This is a genomic window from Geminicoccaceae bacterium (assembly GCA_020638465.1).
Lineage (GTDB): Bacteria > Pseudomonadota > Alphaproteobacteria > Geminicoccales > Geminicoccaceae > JAGREO01.
The window spans coordinates 75,901-91,601 of record JACKIM010000003.1 but is presented as its reverse complement, the minus strand read 5'-3'; the positions used below and the strand labels follow the sequence as shown (position 1 = coordinate 91,601).

14 protein-coding genes are annotated in these 15,701 nt (G+C 63.8%); 10 read left to right on the top strand and 4 right to left on the bottom strand.

Annotated elements, in window-relative coordinates:
- Window positions 1–21: 21 nt before the first annotated feature.
- Window positions 22–792 (bottom strand): FCD domain-containing protein, encoded by a 771-nt coding sequence (locus H6851_20050; GenBank protein ID MCB9945901.1) that lies wholly within the window; start codon window positions 790–792, stop codon window positions 22–24.
- Between the two features lie 168 nt (window positions 793–960).
- On the opposite strand from H6851_20050, the gene H6851_20045 reads away from it, so the two are divergent.
- Entirely contained in the window at window positions 961–1,857 is an 897-nt protein-coding gene (locus H6851_20045; protein MCB9945900.1) for a dihydrodipicolinate synthase family protein, read from the top strand.
- A complete protein-coding gene (locus H6851_20040) occupies window positions 1,845–2,831 on the top strand; it encodes a dihydrodipicolinate synthase family protein (protein ID MCB9945899.1) in 987 nt (328 codons plus the stop codon). Before H6851_20045 ends, H6851_20040 begins: the two co-directional genes overlap by 13 nt.
- A gap of 61 nt (window positions 2,832–2,892) precedes the next feature.
- Here H6851_20040 and H6851_20035 read toward each other — a convergent pair whose 3' ends face one another.
- The 3 genes from H6851_20035 to H6851_20025 form a co-directional block, all read right to left on the bottom strand.
- On the bottom strand, window positions 2,893–3,078 hold the full coding sequence (locus tag H6851_20035; GenBank protein ID MCB9945898.1) for a hypothetical protein: 186 nt from the start codon (window positions 3,076–3,078) through the stop codon (window positions 2,893–2,895).
- On the bottom strand, window positions 3,078–4,301 hold the full coding sequence (locus tag H6851_20030; protein MCB9945897.1) for a porin: 1,224 nt from the start codon (window positions 4,299–4,301) through the stop codon (window positions 3,078–3,080). The genes H6851_20035 and H6851_20030 overlap by 1 nt, the downstream gene beginning before the upstream one ends.
- 144 nt (window positions 4,302–4,445) lie before the next feature.
- The gene (locus tag H6851_20025; GenBank protein MCB9945896.1) at window positions 4,446–5,180 is read right to left on the bottom strand and encodes a FadR family transcriptional regulator; all 735 of its coding nucleotides are present in this window, start codon (window positions 5,178–5,180) and stop codon (window positions 4,446–4,448) included.
- Between the two features lie 127 nt (window positions 5,181–5,307).
- Between H6851_20025 and H6851_20020 the strand changes: the two genes are divergently transcribed.
- From H6851_20020 to H6851_19985, 8 genes are all read left to right on the top strand, one after another.
- Complete coding sequence (locus H6851_20020) at window positions 5,308–7,242, top strand: ABC transporter substrate-binding protein (GenBank protein MCB9945895.1); 1,935 nt, start codon at window positions 5,308–5,310, stop codon at window positions 7,240–7,242.
- Window positions 7,243–7,310: 68 nt separating this feature from the next.
- Window positions 7,311–8,294 (top strand): ABC transporter permease, encoded by a 984-nt coding sequence (locus H6851_20015; GenBank protein ID MCB9945894.1) that lies wholly within the window; start codon window positions 7,311–7,313, stop codon window positions 8,292–8,294.
- Window positions 8,287–9,426: an ABC transporter permease gene (locus H6851_20010; GenBank protein MCB9945893.1), complete on the top strand. Its 1,140-nt coding sequence runs from the start codon at window positions 8,287–8,289 to the stop codon at window positions 9,424–9,426. The genes H6851_20015 and H6851_20010 overlap by 8 nt, the downstream gene beginning before the upstream one ends.
- Before the next feature lie 4 nt (window positions 9,427–9,430).
- Window positions 9,431–11,116 carry an ABC transporter ATP-binding protein gene (locus H6851_20005; protein MCB9945892.1) on the top strand — a complete coding sequence of 562 codons (1,686 nt, stop codon included), beginning with the start codon at window positions 9,431–9,433 and terminating at the stop codon, window positions 11,114–11,116.
- The gene (locus H6851_20000; protein ID MCB9945891.1) at window positions 11,113–12,069 is read left to right on the top strand and encodes an alpha/beta hydrolase; all 957 of its coding nucleotides are present in this window, start codon (window positions 11,113–11,115) and stop codon (window positions 12,067–12,069) included. Before H6851_20005 ends, H6851_20000 begins: the two co-directional genes overlap by 4 nt.
- Window positions 12,066–13,271 carry a mandelate racemase/muconate lactonizing enzyme family protein gene (locus H6851_19995; protein ID MCB9945890.1) on the top strand — a complete coding sequence of 402 codons (1,206 nt, stop codon included), beginning with the start codon at window positions 12,066–12,068 and terminating at the stop codon, window positions 13,269–13,271. Before H6851_20000 ends, H6851_19995 begins: the two co-directional genes overlap by 4 nt.
- On the top strand, window positions 13,268–14,419 hold the full coding sequence (locus H6851_19990) for an enolase (GenBank protein ID MCB9945889.1): 1,152 nt from the start codon (window positions 13,268–13,270) through the stop codon (window positions 14,417–14,419). Before H6851_19995 ends, H6851_19990 begins: the two co-directional genes overlap by 4 nt.
- Before the next feature lie 23 nt (window positions 14,420–14,442).
- Window positions 14,443–15,672: a glucarate dehydratase gene (locus H6851_19985; protein ID MCB9945888.1), complete on the top strand. Its 1,230-nt coding sequence runs from the start codon at window positions 14,443–14,445 to the stop codon at window positions 15,670–15,672.
- The last annotated feature ends 29 nt before the right edge of the window (window positions 15,673–15,701 follow it).

Genomic DNA, 15,701 nt, shown 5'->3' with positions numbered 1-15,701 from the left:
CGGTGCGGCGATGCAGGTCGGTTACGCCCCATCACCGCCGGTCGAAAGAGTCCTGGGCGAACCGAGACTGGCACGATAGGAGCGGGCCAGATGCCGGTCCATGACCTCGGTAGCAGCGATCACGTCACCCTTGAGTACGGCGTCGTAGATCTGGCGGTGTTCCTCGTAGACCAGCCGGTCGTGGGTGAGCCGGTCGGGTTCCGGCGGCCTTCGCGCGAGCATGTCCGAGACGAAAAGATCATGCAGTGTCAATATGATCGGATTGCCGACCACCGACACGAGCGAACGATGGAACGCGAGGTCGCTGGCGGCGAAACCGGAGGTGCCGATGGCCTCGAAATTGGTTTCGAGCGCATGACGCATCTGCGCGATCTGGAGATGATCGGCCCGGCTGGCCGCCTCGCGCATGGCCCCCGTCTCGATGAAGTGGCGCATCTGTTCCAGATGGGCCGAGCTTTCGGTATCGCCGAGAATATCGCGGATGACGTCGCCGGCGCCCCGCAGGATCCCCGCCAGCGATGGCCATGCCGCCCGTGGCCGCTTGCCGCCGCCCGCATGGATGTAGCCCCGGAGCTGCACCTGCGAGAGGGCCTCGCGCACCGTCGGCCGCGACGCGTCGAAACGGGCGCACAGCGAGCGCTCGCTCGGCAGCACGTCATCGATCGCGATCTTTCCGCAGCGGATCTCGCTGATCAGCGTATCGGCGATCATGTCGGCGACACGCCCCTGTCCGCGCGTGCCATCGGCCGCGAGCTGCACCTTGAGCCTCCCTCGTCCGGCCCGGCGGGCCATCCGGCAGAATAACGGGATCAGTTTGTGGAAATTTTGGTAAGACAATAATTCCGTATTGTCAAACCAAAAAGCAGGGCGCATGGTCATCGCATTCCGGCGGGTGCCGCATTCGGGCCCATCACGCACGACCTGCCGGCCGCGACCCGTCATCCAGCAACCGGACATCCCATGACAAAGCCCCTTTCCGGCATGTATGTAGCCCTGCTGACCGCAATGAACGATCAGGGCGAATTCGATCCCGAGCGCCAGCGCCGGCTGGATGCCCATGTCCTCGGCCAGGGACTGGCGGGGTTGTATGTCGGCGGGAGCAGCGGCGAATCCGGACTGCTGGAAAGCGATGCCCTGCTCGAACAGCAGGCGGTCGTGGCGGAAAGTGCGAAAAACCACCCCGCGACGCTGATCGCCCATGTGGGCATGCCCTCGCTGGGCACCTCGGTCAAACTGGCGCGCAACGCTGCACGGCTGGGCTATCATGCGCTCTCCGCCCTGCCGCCGCATTCCTACCCGTTCAGCGATTCCGAGATCCTTTCCTACTACCGTGAATTGTCGGCGGCCACCGACCTGCCGCTGATCGCCTACGAAATCCCGATCCGCACCGGCCGGCCGCTACCGCTCGACCTGCTCTCCGCCATCCTCGAACTGCCCCGTGTGCAGGGTGTGAAATTCTCCTCCACCGACCTCTTCAAGTTCTCGATGCTGCGCCGCCGGCATCCGGGGAAGACCTTCTATTTCGGCTTCGATGAAATCTATGCGACGGGCGCGTTGCTCGGCAGCGATGGCGGTATCGGCACCACCTACAATGTCCTGGGCAAGCTGTATGTCGCCCTGCACCGGGCGATTCGGGAGGGCGATCTCGCCACCGCCCGCCAGCTTCAGGACATCTCCCAGCGCTTCGTCGAGCTGCTGATGGAAACCGGTGTCGTCCCCGGCACCAAGCTTGCCCTGCGCATCGGCGGTATCGATGTCGGCCCCGCGCGCCTGCCCATGGCGCTGCGCTGCGACGATGCCGAAACGAAGCTCGCGGCCTTCCTCTCCGGGGACGCGGTGCGCCCATGGCTGGCCTGAACGGGGGGCGTCCGCCGCGGATGACGGCTGCTCGCCTGCGCGGCGTGTGGGCGACCGTTCTCCTCGATGTGCGCGAGGATGGCGGCATCCGCCTCGAAGCCATCGACGAACAGGTCCGGGCATTCGCCGCGGCGGGTGTCGACGGCGTGTATGTCCACGGCACGGCCAGCGAGTTCCACTGCCTTGCCGATGGACAATTCGAGGCGGTCAGCCGCCGTTTCGCCCATGCGGCACGGCAGGCGGGGTTGCCGTTCCAGATCGGCGCATCGCATCCGCTTCCACGGCAGGCCGTCGACCGCATCATATTCGCCAGCGGATTGGCACCCGCTGCCATTCAGGTCACGTTGCCCGACTGGTCGCCGATCGACCCGCCGGCTGCATGCAGATATCTCGAAGGCTGTGCACAGGCTGCGCAGGATATGCCGCTGGTGCTCTACAACCCACCGCATGCCAAGACCGTGCTCACACCGCAGGATCTGGAAAAGGCTTGCATTGCAGTGCCTTCCCTGATCGGGCTCAAGTGCGCGGGCGGAGATGGCCACTGGTATGCAGCGATGCGGCCGGTGCTGGAGCGGATCGCGGTGTTCATTCCAGGGCATCATTACGCCAGCGGCATCGCTTCCGGCGCCCATGGTTCCTACTCGAACATGGCCTGCCTCGATCCCGCCGCCGCCGTCGCCTGGGCGGGGCTCGTCCGCACCGACGCCGATGCGGCCCTCGATCTGGAACGGCGCATCGCATCGTTCATGGCGGATGCCATCGCCCCCATTCTCGCATCCGGCCTTCCGGGCTATGCCTGCGACAAGGCCATGGCGGCGGCCGGCGGATGGGCGACGATCACTCCCCGCCTGCTCTGGCCGTACAGCGGTGTCGATGGTGCCGCCGTGGAACGCATCCGCGAGGCGGCCGCCGCGCACATACCCGAGTTCGCGGCCGGATCCGGCAGTGCCCGAATGACGGGGAAGGCCGGATGAAGCCGAAAGGAAAGCCGGTCCCGGCGGCGATATCCGGGATCGGCTTCAGCCCGCAAGTCCTTCAGATACGGTCCTGTTTCTTCGGTTTCATCGTGGATGCCGGGGGACGGATGACAAACGCGCCCTCGTCGCCCGTGAAGAGACCACGGCCGGGCTTGAGCTCGTCGACTTCCGGCGCCGTGTAGGACTGGCCGCCGCAGCTGTTGACGGCCAGTATCGCCAGCAGGGCGACAACAGTGCGCTGCATCAGAACTTCACGCGCGCGCCGGTCATGACGGCGTTGATGGCATCAAGATCGAAGTTGTTCCGGTCGAGGTCGTAGTACCGGTAGCCGAAATAGAGGTCGGTCGCCAAATCATCGAGATTCTGCACCGCGAACGCGCCGAACGAATTGCCCTTGTCGCCATCGGCACCGATATCCTCGCCATGCTGATAGTCGACGGCAAAGGCCGTCGTGCCGTATTCGACCAGCTTCGTCTCGTAGCCGACCTTGCCGTAGATGAACCTGCCGTCATCCCGGTTGTCGTTGTCCCGGTTGCCGCCGGCCGCTGTCAGGCTGATGCCGTTCGCGAACAGGACCGACGCGGAGCCGTTGACCTGGTCGAAATCGCCATCGTCGTGAGCGTAGGCGATCGCGGCCGCGACCCTGGTCTCGCCATATTGGCGGGAGAAGCGGGCGGCAATGTCCGATCTCTCGTCCGCGACCAGCGAGCCCGAGAGCTTGAAGCCGCCGAAGTCCGGAGTGTCGTAGCGGATGCGGTCATCCCGCGACAGGCCATCGAGATTGCTGAAACCGTCGCCGATGGTGATGTCGGTGAAATCGCTGCCGTCGCGAAAGAGAATGCCGCCCGCCATGTCGGCGATCGACGAGTAGCCGACGACGGTGGTGCCGGAAAGATCGACCTCCGAGGTGCTGTTCGAGGCCGTGTCGCCCTGGCCCAGGGAAAGGCGGCCAAGACTCTTGCTGTCGACATAGATCTCCATCTTGCGTTCGGTGAAGTTGTTCGGGCCGACATTGCGCTCGTCGCGCTGGTTGACCGCCGTGCTGGCATTGCTCTTGAACTGCACCTCGATGTTGGACCCGATCGTGACGTCGTCGCTCGCATCGGCCTCGCCGATCATGCGGATGCGCGTCGAGCTGTTGTCGTTGTCGACGAAGAATGCATCGCTGCTGTGGCCGTCATTGGTCATCAGGACGGCGCGGTCGACCTGTCCCGAAATGCTCAGCCGCACCTTGTCGTTGCCGGATCCGACGGTGGGTGGCTCCTCCACCCGCCTGGCCGTCTCGGTCTGCTTCTGCCTGAGATCGTCGATCTGCTTCTGCAATTCCTCGATCTGCTTCTGCAGGCTTTCGACTTCGCTTGCCGACTGGGCATCGACAGGGAATGGCGCTGTCGCCGCCGTCGTGAACGCGCCCATGAGCAACAGGTTTCGTGCGACGGTCCGCACGACCGGTCTGGCAATCGACATGAGACTCTCCCGCTTTATTCCGACGGGCTGTGACGATGCCCGTTCATCATGACTCTTACATGATCAGCCCGACGGGGCGGGGGTGTCCATTTGTCTCATCAATGTGAAAATGATCAGAATGACATATAATCACAACGGCTGAATCTACTCGCCCTTGAATACCCTCCTGTGAGACCCGTCGACGTGGTCGACCATCGCCCTGCGGGCCGCATCGGCATCGCCGGCCCTGATCGCCGCGATGATCGCCCGGTGCTCGCCGCGCGCCTCGATCTGGCCGGTCAGATAGCCCATCTGCCCGAGGCTGCGGACAAAGCGGGCGATGAAATAGAGGTGGGGGCGGATCATGATGACGGTCTGGTGCAAAAAGCGGTTGTCGGCGATCGCGGCGATCGCGTCGTGAAAGCGGATGTCGACCTCCACGCCTGAACGGCCCTCGTCGAGGGTGCGCTCCATCTCCAGTGCGATGGCTTCCAGCCTGGCGACATCATCGCCCGATGCGCGGCTTGCGGCGCGCGCCGCGGTCTCCGATTCGATCATGCGACGGAATTCGTACCACGCGGCGATGTCCTCGACGCTCTTGAGCTGCATGTAGCCGCCGGTGCCGGTTTCGCTGCTGCTGGCGACGAAGCTCCCCGAACCGCGGCGCGAGACCACCAGGCCCTCCTCGCGCAACCGGGCGAGTGCCGAGCGCACGATCGGGCGCGACACCTCGAATTCGGCCGCCAGATCGATCTCGCTCGGCAGCCGGCTGTCGAGCGGATAGACGCCGGCCCTTATGCGGTCCAGCAATTGTTCGTGGACATGGTCGCCCAGCGTTGGCTCGGATGGCCTGCGATCGGCTCCCGTCGGACAGGTCGGATGCGGATTGACGGCAGTCATGATCGCGTATTGTGGAAGCGGGTTTCATGACAAGTCAACAGCCTAATTGACAACTCATGAATGCGTTTGACAACTCGCGGATAAGATGTGAACCTGTCTTGTGAAATAAATCAGGGAGGTTATCCGCATGGCACGATCATGGTGTGCCGGTCGCCGTGCACTGATGGCTACGGCCATGGCAGGGCTGCTGCTGTCGCCGGCACTGGCCTGGGCCTATCAGGAAGCGCCGTCGCTGGCGGAGATGGTCAAGGCGGGACAATTGCCGGAAGTGGACCAGCGCCTTCCCGACCAGCCCGAGGTCGTGACGCCTCTCGACAGTGTCGGAACCTATGGCGGGACATTGCGCCGCGTGCTTGGCGGTTCGAATGACCACAACTCGATCCTGCGCATCGTTTCACCCCAGGGGCTGACCCGGTGGGAGCCCGATTTTTCGAACATCAAGCCCAACCTGGCCGAAAGCTGGGAAGTCAACGACGACGCGTCCGAATACACCTTCAAGCTCCGCAAGGGGACGAAGTGGTCGGACGGCGAGCCGTTCACGGCCGACGACATCATGTTCTTCGTTGACGATCTCCTGAGCAACACGGAATTCTACCCCAATCCGCCGGCGCGCTTCGTGGTCGACGACAAGCTGATGACCGCGGAGAAGGTCGACGATTACACGGTCAAGCTGAAGTTCGCCGCGCCGTATGGCATGTTCCTCCAGGAACTGGCGACGCCGCTGGCCCAGGAGCCTGTGCTCTGGGCCAAGCATTACTGCAGCCAGTTCCATCCCAAGTACAACGACAAGGTCGCCGACCTGGTTGCCAGCACCGAAGCGGTCGAGGACTGGCCGGCACTGTTCCGCCTGCGCTGCGGGGAGGTCGAGGCCCCCAACCGCTGGGGCAATCCGGATCGCCCGACGCTCGATCCCTGGGTCATGACCAAGGATGCCTACACGGCGGGAGCCACACGCGTCGTGATGGCCCGCAATCCCTATTTCTGGCAGGTCGACACGGACGGGAACCAGCTGCCCTACATCGATGAACTGGCGATGAATGTCGTCCAGGATTCCGAGGCCCTCCTGCTGGAGGCGGCTGCCGGCAATATCGACATGCAGCGGCGGCGCATCGATGCCCTCGCCAATGTACCCGTGCTCGCCGAGAATGCGGAAAAGAACGGCTACAAGCTGTATGAACTCGATAATGCCAATTCCAATGCCATGGCCATCCATCTCAACCTGACCCACAAGGATCCGGTCATGCGCGAGGTGCTGGACAACAGGGATGTGCGTGTCGCACTGTCGCTCGGGATCGACCGTGACGAGATCATCGACATCGTCTACCAGGGAATGGGCGAGCCGTGGCAGATCGGTCCCAAACCCAGCCATCCGCTGTACAACGAGCAGCTGGGGCACCAGTTCACGGAATACGACCCGGACCGGGCCAACGAGCTGCTTGACGGTGCGGGACTGGACAAGCGCGATTCCGACGACTTCCGCCTGCTGCCCGACGGCCGCCGGTTCACCTTCAATGTCCAGTACACGGGGATCGAGCAGCCCGACTGGGGCGATGCGCTCGAAATCATGAAGGAGCAGTGGCGCAAGATCGGCGTCGATCTCCACTCCACCTCGGTGGAGCGTTCCATCTATTACAGCCGCGGCGAGGCCAATGAGCATGATTTCATGGTCTGGGGTGCGCCGGGCGGTCTCGATCCCTATCTGAGCCCGCGTGACGTGCTGGCCGTCCATCCGCAGGCTTCCTGGTTCGCCATTCCATGGGCGCGCTGGTACCTGTCGGGCGGCAAGGATGGCCAGGAACCGAGCGAGTCGATGAAGGAACGCCTTGCCCTTTACGACGAGTTCAAGCAGACGGCCGATCCCGACCGGCAGGCCGAATTGTTCCGGCAGATCCACCAGATGGCCGCCGACGCCTTCGAGGTGTTCGGAATTTCATCCGCACCGAATCTCTATGGCGTGGTGAACGTGAAGCTGCGCAACGTTCCGGAGATCATGCCCGGTGCCTGGATGTATCCGGATCCCGGGCCGACGCTGCCGCAGACCTGGTACTACGACAACAATTGATGGGGGGCGGGATCCGCGTCGGGGGGTCGGTTTGCGGATCCCGTCGTATTTGACGGGGCGCCATCATGATCCTGCGTTATATCGTCAAGCGCATCATCTGGATGGTGCCCTTTCTCTTTGCCGTTTCGATCGTTGCCTTCCTGCTGATACAGGCACCGCCCGGCGACTACCTGACCACCTACATCGCCAAGCTCGGCGAATCGAACGAAGTCCTCGACCAGGCGACGATCGACAACCTGCGCATGCGCTTCGGCCTCGATCAGCCGCTCTATGTCCAGTACTTCAAGTGGGTCACCAATCTTCTCCATGGCGATTTCGGAATGTCGTTCGAATGGCGGCAGCCGGTTTCGGACCTCATCTGGGAGCGCATGGGGCTGACGCTCATCCTGAGTTTCTCGACCCTGCTGTTCACGTGGGCCGTCGCCTTTCCCATCGGTGTATACAGCGCCGTCCGCAAGTATTCGCTGGGTGACTACGTTGCGACCTTCATCGGTTTCATCGGCCTTGCCACCCCGAACTTCCTCCTCGCCCTGGTGCTCATGTACATCGGTGTCGTGTATTTCGGAGCCGATGTCGGCGGACTGTTCTCCGACCGGTATGCAAATGCCCCGTGGTCGATGGCCAAGGTGGTCGACCTGATGAAGCATCTCTGGCTGCCGATGGTCGTGCTCGGCACGTCGGCAACCGCCAGCCTCATCCGCATCATGCGCGCCAATCTGCTCGACGAGCTCAACAAGCCCTATGTCGATACCGCCCGGGCCAAGGGGCTGTCGGAATTCAGGCTCATCATGAAATACCCCGTGCGGGTCGCGCTGAATCCGTTCATATCGACGATCGGGTGGGTCCTGCCCAACCTCGTTTCGGGGGCGGTGGTGACCGCCATCGTCCTTTCGCTGCCCACGGCGGGGCCGCTGATGCTTCAGGCGCTGCTGGCGCAGGACATGTACCTGGCCGGTGCCTTCGTGCTGCTGCTCTCGTCGCTGACGGTCATCGGCATGCTGATTTCCGACATTCTGCTCGTTCTCCTGGATCCGCGGGTGCGCTATGAGTGAGGCAGGCATTCTCGACAACGATGCGCCGGTCGCCGTCGACAACAAGGTGGCGGTCGCGTCCCAGGCCCAGCTCACCTGGTGGGCCTTCAAACGGCACAAGCTCGCCATGGCGGGGCTGTGGGTCATCGTGCTGTTCTACGTGATCGTGCTCTTCTGCGAGTTCATTGCGCCGGGCGATCCGCTCACGCAGAACCGCCGGGCGATATTCCACCCGCCGCAGATGCCGCATTTCGTGGATGTTGCCGAAGACGGGAGCTGGTCGTTCCGGCCCTATGTGGATGCGATGGACCGCAAGCGCGATCCGAAGACCTTCAGGGTGAGCTACGAGCCCACGGGCGAAAAGATCTATCTGGAGTTTTTCGGCAAGGGCGCACCCTACAGGTTGTGGGGGATATTCGACAGCGAGACACATCTGATCGCCACGGAAAATCCCCGCGACAATGTCTTCTTCTTCGGTGCCGATCGTCTTGGCCGCGACATGTTCAGCCGGACAATGTACGGCACGCGGATATCAATGTCGATCGGGCTCGTCGGCGTCGCCATCTCCCTCGTCCTCGGCATCACGCTTGGCGGCCTGTCGGGGTACTATGGCGGACGGGTCGACGTCATCATCCAGCGCCTGATCGAGTTCGTCCTCTCGCTGCCGACCATTCCGATCTGGCTCGCGCTTGCGGCGGCCCTGCCGCCGTCATGGCCCATCTACCTGCAATATTTCGTCATAACGCTGATCGTGTCGCTCGTGGGATGGACCGAACTGGGACGGGTGGTGCGCGGCCGTTTCCTCGCCATGAAGAACGAGGATTTCGTCATCGCGGCCCGTCTCGACGGTGCCAGCGAGAAGCGCATCATCTTTCGTCACATGCTGCCATCGCTCACCAGCCACATCATCGCCTCGCTGACATTGGCGGTCCCGCTGATGATCCTTGCCGAGACGAGCCTGAGTTTCCTCGGTCTCGGCCTGCAACCGCCCGCGATCAGCTGGGGGGTGCTGCTCAAGGAGGCGCAGAACGTGCGCTCCATAAGTCAAGCACCCTGGCTGTTCATCCCGGGCGGCTTCGTGGTGGTGGCGGTGCTCGCCTTCAATTTCCTCGGCGATGGCATGCGTGACGCCGCCGACCCCTATGGGCAGTGACGGCATGAACGGAGCCATTCTCAGGGTCGACAACCTCGTCGTCGATTTCGCGATGCGCCAGGGGGGGCTTCGCGTCCTCGATGGCGTGACCTTCGAGCTCGAACGCGGCAAGACGACCTGCATCGTCGGCGAAAGCGGATCGGGCAAGTCGATGACGGCGCGCTCGATTCTCAACATGGTGCCGCCGCCGGGAACGATCACGGGCGGCCGCATCCTCTTCGAGCCCGAGCCGGGGAGCGGAGCGACCGAACTCATTGCGCTCGGCTCGCGCTCGAAGGCCATCCGCGAGATCCGCGGGGGGCGCATCGGCATGATCTTCCAGGAACCGATGAGTTCGCTCTCGCCTGTCCACACCATCGGGGCGCAGATCATCGAGGCCGTGCTGCTGCATCGCAAGGCGAGCCGGAGGGAAGCGCGCGAGATCGCCGTGGACATGTTGCGGCAGGTCGAAATTCCCGATCCGGAGAAGGCGATCAACCGCTATGCCTTCGAGTTTTCGGGCGGAATGCGCCAACGGGCAATGATTGCCATGGCGTTATGTTGTCATCCGGACGTCCTTATCGCCGATGAGCCCACCACGGCGCTGGACGTCACCACACAGGCGGAAATCCTCGATCTCATCGCCACCTTGCAGCGCGATCTCGGCATGGCGGTCATGTTCATCACCCACGACATGGGGGTGGTCGCCGAGATCGCGCATGACGTGGTGGTCATGCACAAGGGGCGCGTGGTCGAGCGCGGCGATGTCGATGCCATTTTCAATGCGCCCCGGGAGGCCTACACGCAGCGCCTGCTCGGAGCCGTCAAGCTGCTTTCCGGCAAGGCCCGCAACAAGACGCCCGTTCCGGCCGACGCGCCATCCATTCTCACGACGCGCGATCTCGCCATGCATTTCGAGAAGCGCACCGGCTTCTTCCAGAGGGTGACCGACCGCACCAGGGCCGTTGACGGCATCTCCTTCGAACTCAGGCAGGGCGAGACGCTCGGGATCGTTGGCGAGAGCGGATCCGGCAAGACCACCGTGGGTCGTTGCATCGCCCGGGTCTACGAACCGACCGGCGGCGAGATCAGCTACCGCGGCAAGGATCTGATGACGGCCGGTGCCGCCGACCTCGAACCGGTGCGGCGCGAGATCCGCATGATCTTCCAGGACCCGTTCGCCTCGCTCAATCCGCGGATGACCGTCAAGCAGATCATTGCCGAGCCCCTGGTCATCAATCAGGGCATGGCGGGCAGTGAACTGGATCGGCGGGTCGGTTCGCTGCTCGAACGGGTGGGGCTCGATCCGGCGATGCGGGAACGTTATCCGCACGCCTTTTCCGGCGGACAGCGGCAACGTATCGTCATTGCCCGGGCCATAGCGCTCGATCCGAAGCTCATCATCGCCGACGAACCGACCTCGGCCCTCGACGTGTCGATCCGTACACAGGTCCTCGACCTGCTGCTGGAACTGCAACGCGACCTCGGCCTGTCCTTCCTCTTCATCAGTCACGACATGGCCGTGATCCGCTATTTCTGCGACCGGATCGCGGTCATGTACCGGGGCCGCATCGTCGAGCTCGGCGATACCGAACAGGTCATCACCGATCCGCAACATCCCTACACCCAGGCGTTGTTGTCGGCTGTGCCCAGTGCCGATCCCGCACTGCGCGGAACGCGCAAGAGGGTACGCTATCGAGGGGAGGAATGAACCTGCATACAGGCGATGACGAACACAGGCTGGCGCCGGGCATGGCCCGTTCGATGGCCGAGGAAGCGAGGCTCGACCGTGAATTTGGCCGCGGCGAGGGCATCGCCGAATCGCGACGTGCCGGACCGCTGACGGCATCCTTCTGGAATGAGGGACTTGTGGAAGCCGGGATCACGGAGGAGCTGCATACAGCCGCGGATGACGGCCATACCGTGCCCCTTCGCCTGTTCCGCGGGGCGAAGGGCCGACCCTCGCCGGTCATCCTCTACATCTATGGCGGGGGCTGGGTCGCCGGGAGCGTCGTCCAGAACGAACCGGCCATCCGCACACTGGTGCATGACAGCGGCTGGAGTGTGGTGGCCCCCACCTACCGGCTGGCGCCCGAACATCCCTTTCCCGCCGGGTTGACTGATTGCACGGCCGCATTGGCGTGGATCCGTGAAAGCGGGCCGGGGCTGGGGCTGGACCCGGCCCGGATCGTCCTTGCCGGCACTTCTGCGGGAGGCAATCTGGCTGCGGCCACGGCCCTTGCCGACAACCAGCGGGCCGGGCTGGCGGGGTTGATGCTGTTCTACGGCGTGCTCGCCGTGAATTTCGACAGCCCCAGCTATCGCGAATTTGCCGATGGCAGGTTCGGTCTGCCGCGGGCCCGGATGATGGAATATTTCGACCATTACGACCCTGGCGGACGCCGCGTCCACGATCCGCTCGTGACGCCCATGCTGGGCGATCTCGCCGGCTTGCCGCCCACATGGCTGGTAGCGGCCGAACTCGACGTCTTGCGCGACGATACGCTCTCCATGGCCCGTCGGCTCGAATCTGCGGGCGTCCGGACGCAATTGCGCGTGGAGAAAGGGGTCACGCACGGATTCATCAATCGGGCGCGCGTGCTTCCGGCCGCCCGCAGCGTGCTCGCCGACGCCGTGCGATTCCTTGAAGGACTGGAGCGATGAAGATCACGGCCATCGAGACCCACCTGATGCAGGTGGGGGCGAGGCCGTCCGGCGGCGCGGCGCTGGGGGTGGATGCCGATTTCCGCGGGTCGCGCAACTGGCTGTTCGTGCGTGTCCTGACCGATGAGGGCCTTCACGGCGTCGGGGAATGCAGCGGCTGGCCGCGTGTCGTCGAACGGGCGGTGCAGGACCTGGCCAATGTCCTGGTCGGCGAGGATCCGCAACATGTCGACCGGCTATGGCATCGCATGCAACTGGCGATGATGGGGCATGGCATGCTCGGCACGGTTGCCGGCGGCGCCATGAGCGGCATCGAGATGGCCTTGTGGGACATCAAGGGCAAGGCGCTGGGGCAGCCGGTCTGGAACCTGCTGGGCGGGCGGTTCCGTGACTGTATACAGGTCTACGGCCATGCCCGCACGCCCCAGCGGGCGGCCGAACTGATCGAGCGCGGCTATCGCGGCTTCAAGGTTCCGTTCACCGGAGCGGTCGATCTCGACATTGTCGCCGACATCCGTACGGCAATCGGCGATGAGCGCGATCTCATGGTCGATGCCCACGGCCCGTCATGGATGACCACACAAGATGCCATTCTCGTCGGGAGGGAACTCGAGGCATTCGACCTCCTGTTCTATGAGGACCCTGTCCCACCGGAGAATCTCGACGCTCTGGCACGCCTGCGCGATTCGGTAAATGTGCCTCTTGCAGCCGGAGAGCGGGTGGCAACCATCCACGGAATGCGACCCTATATCGAACGCGATCTGGTCGACGTGATCCAGCCGGATACGGGACGTGCCGGCGGCATTACCCAGATGCGCAAGATGGCGGCCATGGCCGAGGCGCACGGGATCATGATGGCGCCGCATTCGGGTTCGCTCGGGCCGGTGGCCGAGTTCGCGGCATTGCACGTCATGGCCACCATCCCCAACGCGCTGATGCTGGAGCGGGTCGAGTTCGACTGGCCGGGCCGGTACGAGGTGGTACGACCGGTGCTGAAGGTCGTGGATGGCCGCCTGCCGGTGCCGGACGCTCCGGGGCTCGGCGTCGACATTATCGAAGGCGAGATTGTCCGCTATCCGGGCATTCGCAACGTTGCCGAACTTCCCCCCGACGATGGCTGGGCCAACGAGCCCGGAACGCGCGATGAAGCCCTCTACATCCAGACACGATTGTCACGACGAAGAAAGCTGCGCCGAAGATGAAGATCGAAAAAGTCGAGTCAAGGACATTCCGCTATCGTACCAACACCAGCCGCGACAGCGACGGGCACGGTCATCCCGGACCGGTGACCGAAACCCGGGGGGGACTTCTGTCGATTGTCGCCGATGACGGCACGGTCGGCCATGTCATCGCCAATCCGGCCGACATCGCGGAACCTCTGCTGGCGCAGTTCATCCGGCCGGTGCTGATCGGTGCCGACCCGATGCGGCACGAGCACCTGTGGCGGGCGCTGTACAAGTGGCAGCGCGGCAGCTCCATGCGGCTCACCGACCGTGTGCTGTGCGCGGTCGATCTCGCCCTGTGGGACCTCGTCGGCAAGATCTGCGGGCAGCCGGTGTGGAAACTGCTTGGCGGCTATCGTGAGAAGATCCTCGCCTATGGATCGACCATGTGCGGCGATGATCTCGACAATGGTCTTGCCACCCCGGAGGACTATGGTCGCTTTGCCGAACGGCTTGTCAGGAAGCATGGCTACAGGGCGATAAAGCTGCACACGTGGATGCCCCCCATTCCCGGTGCACCGAATGTGAAAATGGACTACGCGGCCTGTGCCGCGGTACGTGAAGCCGTCGGTCCCGACATCCCCCTGATGCTCGACCCCAACCACTGGTATTCGCGAGCGGACAGCCTGTGGCTCGGCCAGAAACTTGAGGAACTGGGATTCCTGTGGATGGAGGAATGCATGGAGGAGGCCTCGCTTTCCTCCTATCAGTGGCTTTCGGGAAATCTGCCAAGACTGAACATTCTCGGTCCCGAGAGCATGACCGGCAAGCACTGGACCCGTGCCGAGTGGGCATCGAAGGGAGCATGCGACATGCTCCGTACCGGCGTGTGGGATGTCGGCGGCATCGGACCGTCGATGAAGGTGGCACATCTGGCCGACAGTTTCGGAATGTCCTGCGAAGTCCACGGCACGGGTGCCGGCAACCTTGCCGTGGCGGCAGCCATCTCCAACACGAGCTATTACGAACGCGGTCTGCTTCATCCCTTCATCGACTACGATCAACCGAAGGATTTCCAGAACCGCATCGATGACGAGATGGACAAGGACGGATATGTCCACTGCCGCACCGAGCCCGGCCTCGGCCAGGATCTCAACCTCGACTACATCGAGGCCAATCTGGCCTGATCTTCAAGAAGGGGACAGGTCAAGTGGCCAACCGTATCGAGGATATCCGGGTCACGCCCATCGCGTTCCGTGATCCGCCATTGCTGAATGTCGCCGGTTGCCACGAGCCCTGGGCCCTGCGCAGCATCATCGAAGTCGAGATTGAAGGCGGCTTCGTCGGCCTGGGCGAAAGCTACGGGTCGAAGTCGGTGCTCGACGCGATTGCCGCACTGGCTCCGCGGATGATCGGCCGGGATGTCATGGACCTGAACGCGCTGCGGCGCGAGGGAAGTGCGGTGATCGTCGAGGATGGCGGCGAGCGACGGCTGCCGCGTGCGGTGGCGGCGATCGAGGTGGCCTGTCACGACGCCTTCGGCAAGGCCTCCGGCCGCCGGGTCTGCGAGATACTCGGCGGGCAGGTCCGGGAGACCGTGCCGTTCTCCGCCTATCTGTTCTACAAGTTCGCCCGCCATCACGGGGAGGCGGAGGACGATGCCTGGGGCGAGGTGCTGACACCGGAGGCCATGGTCGACGAGGCCCGGCGGATGGTCGACGAATACGGCTTCGAGGCGATCAAGCTCAAGGCCGGCGTGCTCGAACCGGAAGCGGAGATCGAGGCCCTGCGGGCCCTGCGCGATGCCTTCCCGAGGGCACCGCTGCGCATCGACCCCAACGGCGGCTGGCACGTCCATACGACGCTGAAGCTGCTGCCCGAACTCGAACGGCTGCTCGAATATCTGGAGGATCCGACGATCGGCATTCCCTCCATGGGCCTGATCCAGTCGGCCACAAGCCTGCCCCTTGCCACCAACATGTGCGTGGTCGCCTTCGACCACCTGCCGCAAGCCATCGCCAGCGGTGCCGTGCGCGTGATCCTCTCGGACCATCATTACTGGGGTGGCCTGCGTGCCAGCCGCGAACTGGCGCGGATCTGCGATATCTTCGGCATCAGCCTTTCCATGCACTCGAATTCGCACCTGGGGATCAGCCTTGCGGCCATGGCCCATCTCGCCGCCGCCACACCCAACCTGACCTACGATTGCGATACGCACTATCCCTGGCAGGTCGACGAGGTGATCGAAGGCGGCAAGCTGACGATCCGTGATGGCGAGATGAAACTGCCCGACGGCCCCGGCCTCGGCGTGACCCTCGACCGGGACGCCCTGGCACGGCTGCACAGGAACTATCTCGATGCCGGCCTGACGCGGCGCGACGACGCGACCGAGATGCGCAAGCACTGGCCTGGATGGCAGGATGGCCGGCCGCGATTCTGAGGTGACGCCCGGATGTCTCCGGGTGCCGT